The organism is Methylobacterium ajmalii (genome assembly GCF_016613415.1).
Taxonomy (GTDB): domain Bacteria; phylum Pseudomonadota; class Alphaproteobacteria; order Rhizobiales; family Beijerinckiaceae; genus Methylobacterium; species Methylobacterium ajmalii.
Genome location: NZ_JACWCT010000135.1, coordinates 1 through 17,213 on the forward strand (window position 1 = coordinate 1; position 17,213 = coordinate 17,213).

The following is a 17,213-nucleotide window of genomic DNA, read 5'->3' on the forward strand; positions in this document are numbered from 1 at the left end:
CGCCTCGCGCCTGCCGACCGCCGAGCCGGGCGAGGCCCGCGCGTCCGCGCCCGCCCCGCGCGAGGCCGCGGCGCCCGCGGCCAAGCCCGTCACGGTCTCGCCCTGGGTGATCCAGCTCGGCGCCATGGACGACGAGGGCAAGGCCAAGTCGATGCTCGCCGAGGCGCGCCAGCGCAGCGGCGGCGCGCTCGGCAAGGCCGCGCCCTTCACCGAGCGGGTGACCCATGGCGGCACCACGCTGTTCCGCGCCCGGTTCTCCGGCTTCTCGGAGGCGGAGGCCGCGCAGGACGCCTGCAAGGCGCTCAAGCGCAACGGCTTCACCTGCTTCGCGACCCGGAGCTAGGACGGGGATTCCCTTCTCTCCGGAAGGGCCGAGACGAAACAGGAAAAGACGCGGGTCCCCCTCTCCCGTTTGGGAGAGGGGCCGGGGGATCGAAGATCCCGCGTGAGGGTGACACGCTACCGTGTCAAGCGCCGAGCGTCGTGCTGGTAACGGACTGGTCGGAGCCTGACTCAGGACCGTGGCACCCTCACCCCTACCTCTCTCCTTGCAGCGATACCGGGCAAGCCCGGCATCGCCTGGAGAGGGGATCCCGCGCTGGACTCGTCGAGACTGCGAACAACATCCCCGCCGCGGCGCGTTCCTGCCGCGGCTTCGTCGACACGCGCGTGGAGCATCAGCGATGTCGGTTGAGCAGAAAGTCCTTGGCCGCGTTGACGCGGGCCGCCAGGTAGTCGGACCCGCCCTGGTCCGGGTGAAGCCGCTTCATCAAGGTCCGGTGCGCCCGGCGCACGTCCTCGAGGGGCGCCCCGCGCTGAAGCCCCAGGATCTGATAGGCCTCCTCCTCCGACATCGGCCCTGGCTGCGCCGGACCGCCCGGCCGCGGGTCTCGGTCAGCCTGAGCGTCTACGCGCCATCCGGCAAACCGGCGGTCCAGATAAGCCTCTAGCAGCCGGGCGCCCTCCGGGTCGCTCGCGCGGCACTCGGAGAGCAGGGCGACGAGGCGCGGCTGCGCCAGCCCGTCGAGGGCCTGGCCGGCCAGGGTGCCGGCCAGCACCGTGCCGCGCATCGCCCCGCTGGCGTGGTCGAGCTCCATCTCCAGCATGGCCGAACGCACCCGCGAGACCGCGTCCGCCCGCGGGGCGGCGGCACCGAACCGGCCCAGGCCCATCCGGCCCAAGCCCATCCTGCCGAGGCCGAAGGGCAGGGCCGCGCCCTGGCGCCAGCCGAGGAGCCAGGCTCCGCCGAGGCCGAGGGCGCCCGCCATGTCGAAGCGCCCGCGCAGGAACAGGAGAGCCGCCGCCGCGAGGGCCAGCCAGCCGCCGGCCTGGCGGATCACCCGCGCGATCGTCGAGGGGTTCGCCGTCGCGTAGTGGCGGCCGAGCCACCACAGACCGACGAGGACCAGGACACCGAGGCCGAGGGCGATCATTCGGTCAACGTCACCTTCGTCTCGAGATTCATGGAAGAACCGTCCTACCCGCCGATCATCCCGGCGAGGAGCCGGCGCGCCGCCGCATCCTCTTGCGCGGCGAGGCGCAATCCGTCGAGTCCCCGGGTGGCGAAGATGGCTGCGGCGCGCAGCAGCGCGGCGAGGACATCGGGCGCGCCGGCGTCGAACCGGGCGAAGGCCCCGCCGCTCAGGCGCGCGATCTCGGCAAACACCGCGGCGGCATCGGGGTCCGGTCCTTCGTGGAAGCAGAAGGCGGGCAGCCCGAGCAGCCCGAGCTCGCCGGCCACGGCGCAGAGGTCGTCCGGCGCCTCCTCGACCGCGTCGCCGACCAGCACCAGCGCCTTGACCGGCTCGCGGCCGGCGAGGTTGCGGGCGTGGCGCAGCACCCGGCCGATCTGGGTGTGTCCGCCCTGGCAGGTCACGCCCTGCATCAGCCCGGTGAGCGCCCGCGCATCCGCGACGAAGCGCGAGGCCCGGCACTCGGAGAGCCCGCGGAAGTAGACGAGCTGCACGGCGAGCCCGCCGAGCCGGGCGGTGGCCTCGAACATCCCGGCCTGGACCGCGCAGGCGAGGTCCCAGGTCGGCTGCCGGCTCATCGTCGCGTCGAGGGCGAAGACCAGCCGCGGCGCGTCGCCGGCCGGCGCGGCGACCTGCCGGGCCGTCTCCAGGAAGGCGTCGACCGCGGCCGACCGCGCGCCGTCGAGGTCGCGGCCGGACCCGCCCATCGCGCGCTCAGTGCCGCCGGATGGTGGAGGCGGTCAGCGCGTGGACCGAGAACAGGCCGTCCTCGTCGGTCCAGACCCGGGTGTGCTCCCAGCCGGCCCGGCGGGCGAGCGCCCGGAAGCCCGGCACCGTGTACTTGTAGCTGTTCTCGGTGTGGATCGTCTCGCCGGAGGCGAAGTGGAACGGCACCCCCGCCACCGTGACGAGCTGGCTGCGCCGGCTCACCAGGTGCATCTCGATCCGCCCCAGGTTCTCGTCGAAGAAGGCGTGGTGCGCGAAGGCGTCGAGGTCGAAATCCGCCCCAAGCTCGCGGTTGATGCGGGTGAGGAGGTTGAGGTTGAAGGCCGCCGTGACCTGGGCTTCGTCGTCGTAGGCGGCGTCCAGCACCGCCTTCTCCTTGACGAGGTCGATGCCGACGATGAGCGTCGCGCCGGCCCCGAGCGTGCGGGCGAAGCTGCCGAGCAGGCCAGCCGCCGCGTCGGGCTCGAAGTTGCCGATCGTCGAGCCCGGGAAGAAGCCGGCCTTCGGCGCCTCGGCGAGGTCGTCGGGCAGGGGGAACGGCTTGGTGAAGTCCGCCGCCACCGGCTCGACGCGCAGGCGCGGGAAGTCGCGGCAGAGCTCCTCCGCCTCGCTGCGCAGGAACTCCTCCGAGACGTCGACCGGCACGTAGGCGGAGAGGTCGCCGAGATGGGGCAGCAGCCGGCGCACCTTGGTGGTGGAGCCGCTGCCGAACTCGACCAGCGCCGCGCCGGGCGGAAGGCCGGCGGCGATCTCGGGACCGTACCGGTCGAGGATCGCGAGCTCGGTGCGGGTCGGGTAGTATTCCGGCAGGCGGGTGATCGCCTCGAACAGCTCCGAGCCGCGCCGGTCGTAGAAGTACTTCGCCGAGAGGTGCTTGTGCGGGGCGCCGAGGCCCGCGAGCACATCCCGCAGGAAGCCCTTGTCGGCGGTGTCGTCGAGGGAGGCGCTCGGCGCGAGGTGGGGAAGCGGGGCGTTCACGGGCGTCAAACTCCGAAGGTCGGGCGGGCCTCCCGGGGAAGGCCCGTGTCGAGGCAGATCCAGATCGAGGTCGCTCCGGCCGTGCCTCACGCGCCGTAGTGAGATAGACGCAGGCCGGTGAACTGCCAGCGCTGGTGGGGATAGAAGAAGTTGCGGTAGGTCGGCCGGCTGTGGCCTTCCGGCGTCGCCACCGAGGCCCCGCGCAGCACGAACTGGCTGACCATGAACTTGCCGTTGTACTCGCCGAGCGCACCCGGCAGCGGCCGGTAGCCCGGGTAGGCGGAATAGGCGCTGCGGGTCCATTGCCAGACATGGCCGAAGGCGGCGTCGAGCGAGCCGCTGGCGGCCTCCCACTCGGCCTCCGTCGGCAGGTCGCGCCCGGCCCAGCGGGCGAAGGCGTCGGCCTCGTAGTAGCTGACATGGGTCACCGGCAGGGCCGGATCGACGGGCTTCAGCCCGGCGAGCGTCATGCTCGACCACACGCCGTCGCGCTGGCGCCAGTAGCCCGGCGCCTCCCAGCCTTCGCTCTGCGCGGCGACGAATCCGTCGGAGAGCCACAGCTCGGCCTTGGCGTAGCCGCCGTCCTGCATGAATTCGAGCCACTCGCCGTTGGTGACGAGGGCGCGCGACAGCCCGACCGGCCGCAGCAGCACGTCGTGGCGCGGCTCCTCGTTGTCGAAGTGGAAGCCCTCGCCCGCATGCCCCATCTGCGTCACGCCGCCGTCGAGCGCCACCGTGCCGGGGCGCTGCGACAGGGCCGGCCAGCGCCAGGATTCGTCGTAGGCCGGCAGGAGGGGGTTCTGCGCGAAGGCGTGCAGGATGTCGGTGAGCATCAGCTCCTGGTGCTGCTGCTCGTGGTGCAGGCCGATCTCCAGGGTGGCGACGATCTCGGCGAGCTTGTCGGCCGGCGCCTCGGCGATCAGGGCCGCGACGGCGCGGTCGACATGGGCGCGGTAGGCCGCGACCTCGTCGCAGGTCGGCCGGGTGACGAGGCCGCGGCTGATCCGCGGCGCGCGCGGGCCCGCCTGCACGTAGTACGAGTTGAACAGGTAGAAGAAGCGCTCGTCGAAGACCGTGTAGCCCGTCACCATCGGCTGGAGCAGGAACTGCTCGAAGAACCAGGTCGTGTGCGCGCGGTGCCACTTGGTCGGGCTCGCATCCGCCATCGACTGGACCTGCTGGTCCTCCGGCGAGAGCGGCGCGGCGCGGCGCTCGGTCTCGTCGCGGACGTGGCGGAACGCCGCGATCCAGGCGTCGCGGTCGATCGGCCGGGCGGTGGCGGGGGGTGGGGGGAACGCGGGACGCGCAACGGGGACTTCCTCTCGGGCCTGCGCGGTCGCGGTCGCTGCCATCGGATCTTCCCTCATGCGTAGACGGATTGCCCACGCTCAACGCGGAACCGGGGAACTCGTTTCTCCGGCGCGGCGTTACCGCGCAGCTTGTGGGCTATGGGAGAAGCGGGGCCTTTTTGCCGCCGCAGTGACCAAGCCTTAACGATCGCGCCGGACTCTCGCCGGCAACCTCTCATCTGCCTCTCGGTCACACCCCCATGCGGTTCGATCTGATGGCCGGCACGGCTGCGGCGCCCCTGGCGCCCTTCACCCGCGCGCCGGTGGTCCTCGTCTTCGATTCCGGCCTCGGCGGCCTCACGGTGCTGGCCGAGGTGCGCCGCGCCCGGCCCGACGCGAAGCTCGTCTACGCCGCCGACGACGCCGCCTTCCCGTACGGCGCCCTGCCCGAGGACGTGGTCCTGTCCCGCGTGCTCGCCGTGATGGAACGGCTGATCGCGCTCCACGCGCCGGACCTCGTGGTGATCGCCTGCAACACCATGACCACCCTGGTGCTGCCGGCCCTGCGCGGGCGGTTCGCCGTGCCGTTCGTCGGCACCGTGCCGGCGATCAAGCCCGCCGCGACCGCGACCCGGTCGGGCCTCGTCAGCGTGCTGGCGACCCCCGGGACGGTGAGGCGGGAATACACCCGCGACCTGATCGAGACCTATGCGGGGGCCTGCGCGGTGACGCTCGTCGGCGCGACCGGGCTCGCCGCCCTCGCGGAGGCGGAGCTGTCGGGCCTTCCGGTCGCCGACGAGGACGTGCTCGCCGAGATCGCCCCCTGCTTCGTCGAGACGCCGGCGGGGCGGACCGACGTGGTGGTGCTGGGCTGCACGCATTACCCGCTGCTGCTCGCCCGCTACGCGCGCATCGCCCCCTGGCCGGTGACCTGGATCGACCCCGCCCCGGCGGTGGCCCGGCGCATGGTGCAGCTCCTCGGCCAGCCGAGCCGCGACGAGATCCCGGGGCCGATCCTCGCCACCTTCACCAGCGGCGCCCGGCTGACCCCGGCCCTGCGGGCGGCTCTCGGCGAGCGCGGCATCGCCGACGTCGCCCTCGAGGCGATGCCGCTCGTGCTGCAGTGAGACGAAGCGGGTGAGCCTGCGGCAGGCGGTATGGGTCGCGGGCGGCCTCGCCCTCGCGCTGCTGGCCCTCTACGGCGCCGTGGTGGCGGCGTTCTGGTGGTTCCAGCGTAGTCTGCTCTATCCGGGCCAGGGCGGCCCGGTGCCGGTGACCGGGGCGCGCCTGCCGCCGGAAGCCGGGACGGTCGCGATCGCGACGCCCGATGGCGAGCGCCTGCGCGCCCTGTGGCTGGCCCCGGCGCCGGGCGCGGGCGTCGTGGTCACCTTCCACGGCAACGCCTCGCTGCCGGAATGGCACGCCGAGCGCTTCATGGCCGGACCCTGGCGCCGCCACGGCTGGGGCGTGATGGCGCCGGCCTATCGCGGCTATCCGGGCTCGACCGGGCGCCCGAGCGAGGCCGGCCTGATCGCCGACGGCCTCGCGGCGCTGGCCGAGGCGCGACGGCGCGCGCCCGGGGCGCCGGTGCTGCTGCACGGCCACTCCCTCGGCGCGGCGGTCGCGGTGGCGGTCGCGGCCCGGGCCGGGGCGGCGGGCGTGCTCGGCCTCTACCTCGAGGCGCCGTTCGACTCGATGACCGCGATGGCCCGGCACCATTTCCGCCTCCTGCCGGCGGGCCTGCTCGCCGATACCTGGCGCTCCGACCGGGCGATCGCGGCGGTCGCCGTCCCGGTCCTGATCGTCCACGGCGACGCCGACCCGGTGATCCCGGAAAAGTACGGCGCGCGCCTCGCCCGGATCGCGGGCGCCGACTTCGTGGCGCTGCCGGGCGACCACGTCTCGATCCTGGGCGTGCGCGACGGCGAGGCCGAAGCGCGGTTCCGGCCGCGCCCATGAGAGCGAGGTGCGGTTCCGGCCGCGCCCATGAGAGCGAGGTGCGGTTCCGGCCGCGCCCCGGGGAATGACAGAGACCCCCGAGGGTTGACCCCGGACGCTTCGTCGCCTAAGAGCCCCTCGTTCGCGGGGCTCCGGTTTGGGGCCCCGCGGCATTTTGCGCACCCGCGAGCGGCTCGTCACGGCCGCTCTGTCGCCCCGGTTCCGGGGGGAGGAGGGCGCGTTCCTCTCTTAACGTGATGCAGATCTAAGAGGATACGCGATGTCGAAACGCGTTCAGGCGAAGCACAAGCTCGATCGCCGTATGGGCCAGAACATCTGGGGCCGCCCGAAGAGCCCCGTGAACCGCCGCGAGTACGGCCCGGGCCAGCACGGCCAGCGCCGCAAGGGCAAGATGTCCGACTTCGGCACGCAGCTGCGCGCCAAGCAGAAGCTCAAGGGCTACTACGGCAACATCACCGAGAAGCAGTTCCGCCGCTACTACGCCGAGGCGATCCGCCTGCGCGGCGACTCGGGCGAGAACCTGGTCGGCCTGCTCGAGCGCCGCCTCGACGCGGTGGTCTACCGCTCGAAGTTCGTGGCGACCCCGTTCGCCGCCCGCCAGTTCGTGAACCACGGCCACATCCGGGTGAACGGCGTCCGCGTCAACATCCCGAGCTACCTCGTGAAGCCGGACGACGTGATCGAGATCAAGGAGTCGTCCAAGCAGCTCGAGATCGTCCTCGTGGCGAGCCAGCTCGCCGAGCGCGACGTTCCCGACTACATCGAGGTCGACCACGGCAAGATGACCGCGCGCATGACCCGCGTGCCGACCCTGTCCGAGGTCCCGTACCCGGTGCAGATGGAGCCGAACCTGGTCATCGAGTTCTACTCGCGCTGATCGCGCGACGACAGGAACCGAGACCCTGGCGAAATTCTGGAAAGCCGCCCGCGAGGGCGGCTTTTCTGTTTTCGCGCCTATTCCTCCGGCACCAGCCGCCCGGCGAAGGTCAGGCAGAGGCACACGGCCCCGAGGACGAATTCCCAGCGGCGGATGTCGCCGCCGATCGAGGCCACCACGGCCTGCCCGATCAGCACGATCCCGACGAGGGGCGGCACCGCTGTGAGGAGGAGGCGCAGGACCCTGCGCCAGCCCGATGTCCCGGTTTCCGTCATGGCCGGCGCGGCGCCTCGCGTGTCGGGTGGGGTAGGGGTATCCGTCCGCCGCCTCGCGCGGACCATCGCGAGGTGGCGCGCCGCCCCCGACGGTCAAGGCGTCCCGGAGGCGGGACGCCCCATGTCACGGCCCTCGGGTCACGAGGCGCCCGGCTGCGGGCCGTCGTAGCCCTCGATCACGATCAGGTCGATCTCGGCGCCGCCCTCCTGCTTGGCGCGGGCGGCCTGGTACTCCGGCGAGTTCCAGCAGGCGAGCGCCTGGTCGTGGCTCGGGAACTCGATGACCACGTTGCGGGCCCGGCTCGTGCCGCTCACCGCCTCGAAGGCGCCGCCGCGGACGAGGAAGCGCCCGCCGAACTTGGCAAAGGCGGCGCCGTTGGCCGCGACGTAGTTCTTATAGGCCTCGGGGTTCGAGACGTCGACTCGGCCGACCCAGTATCCCTTCGCCATGCGGTTCCTCCCTTGTCGTTGCTTGTACTCTAAGCAGATTTCGCAAAAGTGGCAGCCGGTTTTTCGATAAAATCTACGGCGAAACAAGAACCTGAGCGAGCGAAGCGTTGGCTTGCCAACGCAAGTCTGCTCAGAGCGCCGCCGCCATCTCGTCGACGATGCGGCGGGCGACGTCGCGGGGGTCGGCAGCTCCGGTGATGGGCCGTCCGACCACGACGTGGTCGACGCCGGCCCGCATCGCCTCGGCCGGGGTCACGACCCGCTTCTGGTCGCCGATCTCGGCCCCGGCCGGCCGGATGCCCGGGGTGACGATCAGCCGGTCGGGCCCGAGGATCGCCCGGACCTGCGGCGCTTCCGCCGCCGAGCAGACGATGCCGTCGATGCCGATCGCGCCGGCCGCCGCCGCCCGGGCGGCGACGAGATCGGCGACGCTCGAGGCGTAGCCGGCCTCGCGGGCATCCGCGTCGTCGTAGGAGGTGAGCACCGTCACGCCGAGGATCTTCAGGCCCGTCCCCGCCTTGTCGCGCCCGGCGGCGGCCGCCCGCATGGTCTGCGGATAGGCGTGCACGGTGAGGAAGGTGGCGCCGATCCCGGCCAGCGACTGCACGCCCTCCTCGACGGTGTTGCCGATGTCGTGCAGCTTGAGGTCGAGGAAGACCTTGTGCCCGTCCCGGACCAGCCGCTCGGCCAGCGCGAGGCCGCCGGCATAGCCGAGGCGGTAGCCGATCTTGTAGAAGCTCGCCGCGTCGCCGATCCGCGCGATCAGCCGCTCGGCCTCGTCGGTGCTGGCCATGTCGAGGGCGACGATCAGGCGGTCGCGGGGGCTGATGGGCTCGGGCACGGGACCTCCGTCACGCAAGGGACAAACGTGCGCACCCATCACGGGTCCGGGTCGGAATCAACCCCGGCCGGCGAGTCGCGCCACCTCCGCCCGCAGCACCGGCAGCAGCTCGGCCTCGAACCACGGGTGCTTCTTCAGCCACGGGGTGTTGCGCCAGGACGGGTGGGGCAGGGGCAGCAGGCGGGGGCGTCGAGACTCGGAAAAGATCTCGCGCCAGCCCGCGACCGTCTCGGTGAGGCCGCCGGGCCGGCGGCCGAGATGCCAGGCCTGTGCGTACTGGCCGATCAGCAGCACCAGTTGGAGGTTCGGCAGGCCGGCGAGCAGCGGCGCGCGCCAGGTCTCGGCGCATTCGCGCCGCGGCGGCAGGTCTCCGCCCTTGGAATCGTGGCCGGGAAAGCAGGCGCCCATCGGGACGATCGCGATCAGGTCGGGATCGTAGAAGGCCGGCTCGTCGAGGCCGAGCCACTCGCGCAGGCGCTTGCCGGAAGGGTCCTGGAACGGGATGCCGCTCAGGAACGCCCGGTTGCCCGGGGCCTGGCTGGCGATGCAGATCCGGGCGCGCGCCGTGCCCTGCACGATCGGACGGGGCTCGACCGGAAGCGGCGGGCCGTGGCGCGGCGCCTCGCGGCACAGCCGGCAGGCGCGCACCCGCGCGGCCGTCTCGGCGAAGTCCGGCGCGGATGAAAAAAGGGTGCGGCTCGCGCCGCACCCTGAAGTCGTCTCGGGTCCAAAACTGGAAGTCATGCCCACCATATAGGGCAGGGGTTAAACGTGTGGTGCGCGATCACACGCCGCGGAGGCCCGCGACGTCGAGCGGCAGCGAGCGCAGGCGCTGGCCGGTGGCGGCGAAGACCGCGTTCGCGATCGCCGGGGCCAGCACCGGGACGCCGGGCTCGCCGATGCCGGTGGGCGCGGCGGCCGAGGGCACGATGTGGACCTCGACCTTCGGCATCTCGCTCATCCGGGTCGGCTCGTAAGTGTCGAAGTTCTTCTCCTGCACCTCGCCGTCCTTGAAGGTGATGCGGTTGCGCAGGACCGACGACAGGGCGAAGCCGACCGCGCCCTCGACCTGGGCCCGGATGACGTCCGGGTTCACCGCCACGCCGACATCGACCGCCGCGACGATGCGGTTGACCTTCACCTTGCCGGCCTCGGCCGTCACGTCGGCCACCATCGCCACGTAGGAGCCGAAGGATTCGTGTGCGGCGACGCCGTAGCCCCGTCCCGGCTTCTGGTCGCGGGCGCTCCAGCCCGCCTTCTCGGCCGCCAGGGTCAGCGCGGCGGAGAGCCGCGGCGCCTGTTTGAGGAGGCCGAGCCGGTAGGCGACCGGATCCTGGCCCGCGGCGTGCGCCAGCTCGTCGACGAACACCTCCATCGCCTGCGCGGTGTGGGAGTGCCCGACCGAGCGCCACCACAGGACCGGCACGCCCTCGCGGGCGTTATGGACCTCGAACCGGTAGGCGGGCAGGGCGTAGGGGGTGTCGGACGCGCCCTCGACCGTGGTGGCGTCGACCCCGTCCTTGACCATCATCGCCTCGAGCGGCGTGCCGATGATGATCGACTTGCCGACGATGCGGTGCTCCCACCCCGTGATCGCGCCCTTGGCGTCGAGCCCGGCGCGGATGCGGTGATAGGCGGCCGGGCGGTAATAGCCGCCGGTGATGTCGTCCTCGCGGGTCCAGACGAGGTGGATCGGGGCTTTTTCCCCGGTGGCCTTCAGGATCGCGGCGGCCTCGGCGATGTAGTCGGCGGACGCCGTGGCGCGCCGGCCGAACGAGCCGCCGGCCCAGAGCGTCGTGATGCGCACCTTGTCGGCGGTGGTGCCGAGGATGCCCGCCGCCACCGCCTGCTCGATCGTCTGGAACTGCGAGCCGGCATAGATGTCGTAGGAGCCGTCGCCCGCCCGCTCGATCGTGGCGTTGAGGGGCTCCATCGGGGCGTGCGCCAGGTAGGGGAAGGAGAATTCCGCCTCCAGCACCTTCGCGGCGCCCTTGATCGCGCCGGCGGCGTCGCCGCGCTGCGAGGCGACGAGGCCGGGCTTGTCGGCCAGGGCCTTGTAGGCGGCAGCTTGCGATTCCGTCGATTGCCGCTCGGCGCCGGCATCGTCCCAGGTCAGCGTCAGGGCCTCGCGGCCCTTCATCGCCGACCAGGTGTCGCGCGCCACGACCGCGACGCCGCTCGGGATGCGCACGACCTGGACCACGCCCGGCACCGCCTTGGCGGCGGTGTCGTCGACCGATTTCAGCGTCGCGCCGAAGCGCGGCGCGCGGGCGACCAGCGCCGTGAGCTGGCCCGGCCGGCGCACGTCGAGAGCATACTTTGCGCTGCCATCGGTCTTGGCGTCGGAATCGAGCCGCTTCAGCGTGGTGCCGATCAGCCGGAAGGCGGCGGGATCCTTCAGCGCCGGGTTCTCGGGGATCGGCTGCACGGCGGCCTTGGCGGCGAAGGCGCCGAACCGGCCCTCCTTGCCGCTCTTGTGGCGCATCACGCCCTTCTCGATCGTGATCTCGCCGGCCGGCACCTTCCACTCGGCGCTGGCGGCCGCGACCAGCATGGCGCGGGCGGCGGCGCCTGCCTTGCGCAGCTGGATCCAGGAATTCGCCACCGCGGTCGAGCCGCCGGTGCCCTGGATCGGGCCGAAGGCGAGGTTGTTGTAGAGGCTGGCATCGGCCGGGGCGAAGACCGCGCGCATCTGCCCCCAGTCGGCGTCGAGCTCTTCCGCCACGATGGTGGCGAGGCCCGTCGTGTTGCCCTGGCCCATGTCGAGGTGCTTGATCACCACCGTCACGGTGTCGTCGGCGGCGATGCGCACGAAGGCATTGGGCTTGGCCGGCGCCTTCGACAGGTCGGGGCCGCCCGCGGCGCGCGCGCCCTTGAGGTCGAGGGTGAGCCCGATCACCAGGGCGCCGGCCGCGGTGGCGGAGCCGCGCAGGAAGGTGCGGCGGGACGTGACGGCGTCTTCCCGGAGGGGGACTTGGCGCGTCTTGATGCGAGAGTTCAGCATGGCGGCGTCCCGGTCAGGCGAGGGAGCGGGCGGCGTCGTGGATCGCCGCGCGGATGCGCTGGTAGGTGCCGCAGCGGCAGACGTTGCCGTCCATGGCGGCGTCGATGTCGGCGTCGGACGGCGCCTTGTTGTCCGACAGGAGGCCGATCGCCGACATCATCTGGCCGGACTGGCAGTAGCCGCACTGCACGACGTCGAGCTTGCGCCAGGCGGTGCGGACCGCCTCGGCCACCGGGCCCGAGATCCCCTCGATGGTGGTGATCTTCGCCGCGCCGACATCGCCGAGGCGGGTCTGGCACGCGCGCACCGGCTGGCCGTCGAGATGGACCGTGCAGGCGCCGCACTGCGCGATGCCGCAGCCGTACTTCGTGCCGGTCAGGTTGAGGTGGTCGCGGATCGCCCAGAGGAGCGGCATCTCGGGATCGGCCTCGACCTCGTAGGTCCGGCCGTTGAGGGTGAGTGTCGTCATCGTGCGCTTCCGACGAGAGGCTGGAATGGTTCCAGGCCTGCCTTGTGTCGGCCGCTCCTGCACTGCCGGCAAGCGGGGCCGATGTGCGCCAGCGCACCCCTCCTCGCGTGTCCCAGCGGCAGGGCGGGACGGTCCGTTCGCTCGCCTTCGTGGGGTTTCGGCAGGGGGACCTTAACGATTTTCGGTGAGCTTCTCCCGGACCGGCCGGCGGTCCGCGGCGGCGAGGGAGCGGCACGACCCGAGCTCAATGTCCGAGATCACGGCGCAAATGGTCCAGCGCGGGCGCGGCCCGACGGCGGAGGAGGCGGCCCGGCGGCGCAAGGTCGCGCGCGACGTCCGTTCCGCGCGCGAGCGGCTGACCTCGTCGATCGGGCTCGAGCGCGCCTTCGACTACGAGTTGCTGCGCGTCTACGCCCAGTACCGGCGCGGCGCCTTCCTGCCCCTGGTGACACTCGCGTGCCTGGTCGCGGCGGCCTCGGCGTTCTGGGCCCCGATCCTTCTGAGCAGCGCCTGGTGCGCGGCGGCGATCGCGGCGATCGCGGTCAACACCGTCCTGTCGCGCTCCTTCCTGCGGCAGGATCCCGACGGGCTCTCGCTCCGGATCTCGCGCCGCCGGGTGATCGTCGGCGAGCTCGCCCAGAGCGCCGTCTGGGCGCTCCTGGTGCTGGTGCCGCTCCAGGTCGACGCCGCGAATGCCCGCACCTACGTGATGGTGGTGCTGGTCATCGTCGCCGCCGTCACCACGATGCTGGCCGCCACGGTGCCGCTCGCGGCCTATGCGGGGCTCCTGCCACTCTGCGCCGCCACCGCCACCCTGCTGGCGCTGTCGCGCGAGGTCGAGACCGTCCTGCTGGTCGGCATGGCGGTCTGCGCGCAGCTGTTCTTCCTGTTCCTGTCGAACCACCTGCACGCCTCGACCGTCTCGGCGCTGCAGTCGCGGGCCGAGAAGGACGCGATCTTCGGCGAGCTGGAGCAGGCCAAGGCCAATTCCGACGAGGCGCGGCGGCGGGCGGAAGAGGCCAACCTCGCCAAGTCGCGCTTCCTCGCCACGATGAGCCACGAGCTGCGCACGCCGCTCAACGCCATCCTGGGCTTCTCGGAGGTGATGAAGAACGAGGTGTTCGGCCCCCACGCGGCCGCCTCCTACAAGGAATACTCGACCGACATCCACGACAGCGGCCTGCACCTCCTCAACCTCATCAACGAGATCCTCGACCTCTCGCGCATCGAGGCGGGACGCTACGAATTGAACGAGGAGGCCCTGCAGCTCGCCTACGTGGTGGAGGAGGGCCGGCACATGATGGCGCTGCGGGCCCGGGCCAAGAACCAGACCTTCCGCGAGATGATCGACCCGTCGCTGCCGCGGCTCTGGGCCGACGAGCGGGCCTTGCGCCAGATCGTCCTCAACGTCCTGTCGAACGCCATCAAGTTCACCCCGCCCGGCGGCGAGATCGTGATCAAGGTCGGCTGGACCTCGTCGGGCGGCCAGTATGTCAGCGTGAAGGATACCGGGCCGGGCATTCCCGAGGACGAGATCCCGACCGTGATGTCGTCCTTCGGCCGCGGGTCGCTGGCGATCAAGACCGCCGAGCAGGGTTCGGGCCTCGGCCTGCCGATCGTCAAGGGCCTCGTCGACCTGCATGGCGGCGGCTTCCAGCTGAAGTCGCAGCCGCGGGAGGGCACCGAGGTCATCGTGACCTTCCCGGCGGCCCGCGTGATGGACGCGCTGCCGGCCATGGCCGAGCCGGCCGCCCCGGCCCGGTCGTCGCGGGCGGCGTGACGCCTCGGCGCGGGCGTCCTGGGACAATTGCGATCGGAGGTCCGAGCCACGCTGCCGGGCGTGCCGCGCCGCGCTGAGGCGACGCTCCGGCGGGAGCCCGGCAGGATCCGTCAGGCCGCCGGGGCCAGCGGGATGTCGAGCACGAAATGCGCCCCGGGCCCGTCGGATTCGGTGGCGAGCCGGCCGTCGAGCTGGCGGATCAGGCTGCAGATGATCTTGAGGCCGAGGGACGGCTGGCGCATCGACACGTCGAAGCCCGGCGGCAGGCCGACGCCCTCGTCGCGCACGGCCAGGTGCAGCCCGTCCTCCCGCACGGCGAGGCTCACCCGCACCGGCCCGGTCCCCCGCGGGTAGGCGTACTTGACCGCGTTGCTCACCAGCTCGCTCACCACGAGCCCGATCGGGATCGCCTGGTCGGCGCTGATCACCTTCGACTGAGCCTCGCAGGTCAGGGCGTGGCCCGGTGCCTCGCCCTGGAGCTTGGCCACCAGCTCGCGCAGGAACGCCGCGAGGTCGACCATGCCGAGCTGGTGCAGGCCGCGCCAGAGATGGTCGTGCACCTCCGCTACGGTGGCGATGCGGGTCCCGGCATCCTCGAGGGCGTGGCGGATCTCGTCGGTGCCGGCGTCGCGGGCCTGGAGCCGCAGCAGGCCGGCCACGACGCCGAGGCTGTTCTTGACCCGGTGGCTCATCTCCCGGGTGAGCTCGACCTGGTGGTCGAGGGCGTCGCGCAGGCGCGCATCGCCCTGGTGACGCTCGACCGCGATGCCGATCAGCCCGGCGAAGCCGGCGAGGAATTCCTGGTCGGCGCGGTCGAAGCCGTGCCCCTCGCTCCCCCAGGCCTCGAGCACGCCGTAGGCGCGCCGGCTCTCGTCGCCGAGCGCGATCGGCACGTTGACCGCGTGGCGGGTGCCGGCGGGCGCGAGCGCTCCCGGCAGGTGGAAGCGCGCCTCGCCCTGCGCCCCGCTCGCCCCGACCGGAATGCCGTTGGCGAGCACGCCCGCCCCGGTGCGGTAGGCATAGGCCGCCGGCGTCGCCTCGTCGGCGGCCGAGAGGTCGGTCCCGACGAGGGCCGCCGGCAGGCCGGTGCAGGCCCGGATGACGAAGGCATGGTCGCGGGCGCGGTATTCCAGCACCTGGCAGCACGGGGCGGCGAGGCCCTCGGCGCAGAGCTCGCTGGCGCGCTTCAGCAGCGCGTCGAGGTCCCGGGTCTGGAGCGCCATGCGGGCGAAGGCGCCCATCAGCGCCTGCTGCCGCAGCCGGTACGGAAGCTCCGCCCGGCCGCTTCCGGCTTCGTGCGCCTCACGGTTCGACCCGTCACTCGCCATACGCCGGGACTCTCGCAACTCGGGGTGCCTTTCCCTCAAGGCACGTCGGACGGCCGGACTCTTACGCCATCCTGCCCGGAGCACAAGCCGAGCCGTCGGGCTGTTAGAGGAGCCGGCGCCGGCGCTCCACCAGCCTGAGGATCATCGGTGTGAGGATCAGCTGCATCGCCAGGTCGAGCTTGCCGCCGGGGATCACCACCGAGTTCGCCCGCGACATGAAGCTGCCGGCGATCATCGAGATCAGGTAGGGGAAGTCGATGCCCTTGGGGTCGCGGAAGCGGATCACCACCATCGACTCGTCGGCGGTCGGGATCCAGCGGGCGATGAAGGGATTCGAGGTGTCGACCGTCGGGATGCGCTGGAAGTTGATGTCGGTGTTGGTGAATTGCGGGCAGATGGTGGTGACGTAGTCGGGCATCCGCCGCAGGATCACGTCGGTCACCGCCTCGGTCGAGTAGCCGCGGGCGGCCTTGTCGCGGTGGAGCTTCTGGATCCATTCGAGGTTGATCACCGGCACCACGCCGATCTTCAGGTCGGCATGCGCGGCGATGTCGAGCGTCTCGCTGACCAGGGCGCCGTGCAGGCCCTCGTAGAACAGCAGCTCCGATCCTTCGGCGAACTCCTCCCAGGGCGTGAAGGTGCCGGGCTCGCCCCCGAAGCGGGCGGCGTCCTCGGCATCGTGCAGGTAGTGCCGGGTGCGGCCTCGGCCGGTCGCGCCGTACTCGCGAAAGACCGCCTCGAGCTCGGGGAGCAGGTTCGCCCGCTCGCCGAAATGGCTCAGGGTCGGCTCGCGGGCCATCGCCTCCCGCATCTGCGCGCGGTCGAAGGCGTGGAAGGCGTCGCCCTCGATGAAGGCCGCCTCGACGCCCTCGCGGCGGAAGATCTGCTCGAAGGTGTTGCGCACCGAGGTGGTACCGGAGCCGGACGAGCCGGTCACCGACACGATGGGGTGGAGGGCCGACACGCCGGTCAGGCCCGCAGCAGGCCGCGGGGGGCGAAGAGCGGCGAACCGCCGGCGTCGCGGTCGGCATCGAGCCGGCGCAGCAGGCTCGCCACCTCCCGGGGCGAGCCGACGGCCAGCGGCGTCCGCCGTTGCAGGTCGTCGGTGGCGAGGTCGAGGATCGCCCGGCCGCGCCCGTCGCTGGCGGTGCCGCCGGCCGCCTCGATCGCCAGGGCGACCGGGGCGGCGGCGTGGACGAGGCGTACGCCGCCGGCATCGCGGTCGTGGCCCATGTCGGCCGGGCGCAGATGCAGCCCGCCATGGGTCAGCACCCGCTGCGCGCCCGCCGAGAGCGAGGCCATCAGCGAGGTCCAGCCGACCGGTGCCTCGTCGCTCCGGCGCGGGGCGTCGGGCCCGCCCCGGGGGCTCGTCTCCCGGACGCGCAGTGAGACCGGCGGCCGGAAGGCGCCGCTCTGCGGGTCGAGGATCCGGGACGTGGTCGCGGTGCCGTCGGTCAGGGTCAGCAGGGTGCGCGGCCCGTAGGTGACGAAGCCCGCGGCCACCTGCGTGCGGCCGGGCGCCCGGAAGGCGCAAGCCGGGTCGGCGCCGGCCGGGCGCAGCGAGAAGATCGTGCCCGCCGGCATGCCGCCGTCGAGGTCGTCGGCCCCTTCGAGGGGGTCGAGCGCGAGGACGAGGGCGGCGCCGCGCCGATGCGGCTCGGGCTCCTCCCGGTCGGGCCAGGCGATCGCCGCGACGTCGGCCTCGCGCAGCGCCTCCGCGAACAGTCGCCGGGCCATGCCCTCGGGGCTGCCCGGGAGTGCGTCC

At 72.5% G+C, this 17,213-nt stretch carries 18 protein-coding genes; 5 read left to right on the forward strand and 13 right to left on the reverse strand.

Going from position 1 to position 17,213, the window contains the following annotated elements; translation table 11 throughout:
• Window positions 1-343: SPOR domain-containing protein (locus HPY23_RS25005; RefSeq protein ID WP_200649692.1), on the forward strand; the 343-nt coding region annotated here is incomplete at its 5' end.
• Between the two features lie 334 nt (window positions 344-677).
• Here the strand turns inward: HPY23_RS25005 and HPY23_RS25010 are convergent.
• From HPY23_RS25010 to egtB, 4 genes are all read right to left on the reverse strand, one after another.
• Window positions 678-1,433 (reverse strand): DnaJ domain-containing protein, encoded by a 756-nt coding sequence (locus tag HPY23_RS25010; RefSeq protein ID WP_175539997.1) that lies wholly within the window; start codon window positions 1,431-1,433, stop codon window positions 678-680.
• A 44-nt stretch (window positions 1,434-1,477) separates the two neighbouring features.
• Window positions 1,478-2,179, reverse strand: a complete 702-nt coding sequence (locus HPY23_RS25015; RefSeq protein ID WP_091887888.1) for a vWA domain-containing protein — start codon at window positions 2,177-2,179, stop codon at window positions 1,478-1,480.
• A gap of 7 nt (window positions 2,180-2,186) precedes the next feature.
• Entirely contained in the window at window positions 2,187-3,176 is a 990-nt protein-coding gene (gene egtD / locus HPY23_RS25020; protein WP_060849908.1) for an L-histidine N(alpha)-methyltransferase, read from the reverse strand.
• Window positions 3,177-3,262: 86 nt separating this feature from the next.
• On the reverse strand, window positions 3,263-4,528 hold the full coding sequence (gene egtB, locus HPY23_RS25025) for an ergothioneine biosynthesis protein EgtB (protein WP_091887887.1): 1,266 nt from the start codon (window positions 4,526-4,528) through the stop codon (window positions 3,263-3,265).
• A 197-nt stretch (window positions 4,529-4,725) separates the two neighbouring features.
• On the opposite strand from egtB, the gene murI reads away from it, so the two are divergent.
• From murI to rpsD, 3 genes are all read left to right on the forward strand, one after another.
• A complete protein-coding gene (murI, locus tag HPY23_RS25030; RefSeq protein WP_060849910.1) occupies window positions 4,726-5,592 on the forward strand; it encodes a glutamate racemase in 867 nt (288 codons plus the stop codon).
• A 10-nt stretch (window positions 5,593-5,602) separates the two neighbouring features.
• The gene (locus tag HPY23_RS25035) at window positions 5,603-6,424 is read left to right on the forward strand and encodes an alpha/beta hydrolase (protein WP_244537614.1); all 822 of its coding nucleotides are present in this window, start codon (window positions 5,603-5,605) and stop codon (window positions 6,422-6,424) included.
• Window positions 6,425-6,683: 259 nt separating this feature from the next.
• Window positions 6,684-7,301 (forward strand): 30S ribosomal protein S4, encoded by a 618-nt coding sequence (gene rpsD, locus HPY23_RS25040; protein WP_048430210.1) that lies wholly within the window; start codon window positions 6,684-6,686, stop codon window positions 7,299-7,301.
• A 77-nt stretch (window positions 7,302-7,378) separates the two neighbouring features.
• Here rpsD and HPY23_RS25045 read toward each other — a convergent pair whose 3' ends face one another.
• The 6 genes from HPY23_RS25045 to HPY23_RS25070 form a co-directional block, all read right to left on the reverse strand.
• Window positions 7,379-7,576 carry a hypothetical protein gene (locus HPY23_RS25045; protein WP_091887885.1) on the reverse strand — a complete coding sequence of 66 codons (198 nt, stop codon included), beginning with the start codon at window positions 7,574-7,576 and terminating at the stop codon, window positions 7,379-7,381.
• Window positions 7,577-7,714: 138 nt separating this feature from the next.
• Window positions 7,715-8,026: a DUF1330 domain-containing protein gene (locus HPY23_RS25050; RefSeq protein ID WP_060849912.1), complete on the reverse strand. Its 312-nt coding sequence runs from the start codon at window positions 8,024-8,026 to the stop codon at window positions 7,715-7,717.
• Window positions 8,027-8,156: 130 nt separating this feature from the next.
• Window positions 8,157-8,867 carry an orotidine-5'-phosphate decarboxylase gene (pyrF, locus tag HPY23_RS25055; protein WP_060849913.1) on the reverse strand — a complete coding sequence of 237 codons (711 nt, stop codon included), beginning with the start codon at window positions 8,865-8,867 and terminating at the stop codon, window positions 8,157-8,159.
• Window positions 8,868-8,924: 57 nt separating this feature from the next.
• Window positions 8,925-9,611 carry a uracil-DNA glycosylase family protein gene (locus HPY23_RS25060; protein ID WP_091887935.1) on the reverse strand — a complete coding sequence of 229 codons (687 nt, stop codon included), beginning with the start codon at window positions 9,609-9,611 and terminating at the stop codon, window positions 8,925-8,927.
• A 40-nt stretch (window positions 9,612-9,651) separates the two neighbouring features.
• Entirely contained in the window at window positions 9,652-11,871 is a 2,220-nt protein-coding gene (locus tag HPY23_RS25065) for a xanthine dehydrogenase family protein molybdopterin-binding subunit (protein WP_091887883.1), read from the reverse strand.
• 13 nt (window positions 11,872-11,884) lie between these two features.
• Window positions 11,885-12,340 (reverse strand): (2Fe-2S)-binding protein, encoded by a 456-nt coding sequence (locus tag HPY23_RS25070; RefSeq protein ID WP_060849916.1) that lies wholly within the window; start codon window positions 12,338-12,340, stop codon window positions 11,885-11,887.
• Between the two features lie 247 nt (window positions 12,341-12,587).
• On the opposite strand from HPY23_RS25070, the gene HPY23_RS25075 reads away from it, so the two are divergent.
• Window positions 12,588-14,120, forward strand: a complete 1,533-nt coding sequence (locus HPY23_RS25075) for a sensor histidine kinase (RefSeq protein WP_060849917.1) — start codon at window positions 12,588-12,590, stop codon at window positions 14,118-14,120.
• A 110-nt stretch (window positions 14,121-14,230) separates the two neighbouring features.
• Here HPY23_RS25075 and HPY23_RS25080 read toward each other — a convergent pair whose 3' ends face one another.
• From HPY23_RS25080 to HPY23_RS25090, 3 genes are all read right to left on the reverse strand, one after another.
• Window positions 14,231-15,448, reverse strand: coding sequence for a sensor histidine kinase (locus HPY23_RS25080; protein ID WP_200601735.1), 1,218 nt, complete (start codon window positions 15,446-15,448; stop codon window positions 14,231-14,233).
• A gap of 103 nt (window positions 15,449-15,551) precedes the next feature.
• Window positions 15,552-16,412 (reverse strand): phosphoribulokinase, encoded by an 861-nt coding sequence (locus HPY23_RS25085; protein ID WP_060849919.1) that lies wholly within the window; start codon window positions 16,410-16,412, stop codon window positions 15,552-15,554.
• A 5-nt stretch (window positions 16,413-16,417) separates the two neighbouring features.
• Window positions 16,418-17,213 (reverse strand): FIG domain-containing protein (locus HPY23_RS25090; RefSeq protein ID WP_210346964.1); only part of this gene is annotated, 796 nt, incomplete at its 5' end.

Coding starts and splice junctions, on each gene's coding strand:
- rpsD (WP_048430210.1), top strand. CDS start 6,684: ATGTCGAAACGCGTTCAGGCGAAGCACAAGCTCGATCGCCGTATGGGC.
- HPY23_RS25065 (WP_091887883.1), bottom strand. CDS start 11,871: ATGCTGAACTCTCGCATCAAGACGCGCCAAGTCCCCCTCCGGGAAGAC.
- HPY23_RS25060 (WP_091887935.1), bottom strand. CDS start 9,611: ATGACTTCCAGTTTTGGACCCGAGACGACTTCAGGGTGCGGCGCGAGC.
- HPY23_RS25010 (WP_175539997.1), bottom strand. CDS start 1,433: ATGATCGCCCTCGGCCTCGGTGTCCTGGTCCTCGTCGGTCTGTGGTGG.
- HPY23_RS25075 (WP_060849917.1), top strand. CDS start 12,588: ATGTCCGAGATCACGGCGCAAATGGTCCAGCGCGGGCGCGGCCCGACG.
- HPY23_RS25070 (WP_060849916.1), bottom strand. CDS start 12,340: ATGACGACACTCACCCTCAACGGCCGGACCTACGAGGTCGAGGCCGAT.
- HPY23_RS25050 (WP_060849912.1), bottom strand. CDS start 8,026: ATGGCGAAGGGATACTGGGTCGGCCGAGTCGACGTCTCGAACCCCGAG.
- HPY23_RS25045 (WP_091887885.1), bottom strand. CDS start 7,576: ATGACGGAAACCGGGACATCGGGCTGGCGCAGGGTCCTGCGCCTCCTC.
- HPY23_RS25015 (WP_091887888.1), bottom strand. CDS start 2,179: ATGGGCGGGTCCGGCCGCGACCTCGACGGCGCGCGGTCGGCCGCGGTC.
- murI (WP_060849910.1), top strand. CDS start 4,726: ATGCGGTTCGATCTGATGGCCGGCACGGCTGCGGCGCCCCTGGCGCCC.
- HPY23_RS25080 (WP_200601735.1), bottom strand. CDS start 15,448: ATGGCGAGTGACGGGTCGAACCGTGAGGCGCACGAAGCCGGAAGCGGC.
- egtB (WP_091887887.1), bottom strand. CDS start 4,528: ATGGCAGCGACCGCGACCGCGCAGGCCCGAGAGGAAGTCCCCGTTGCG.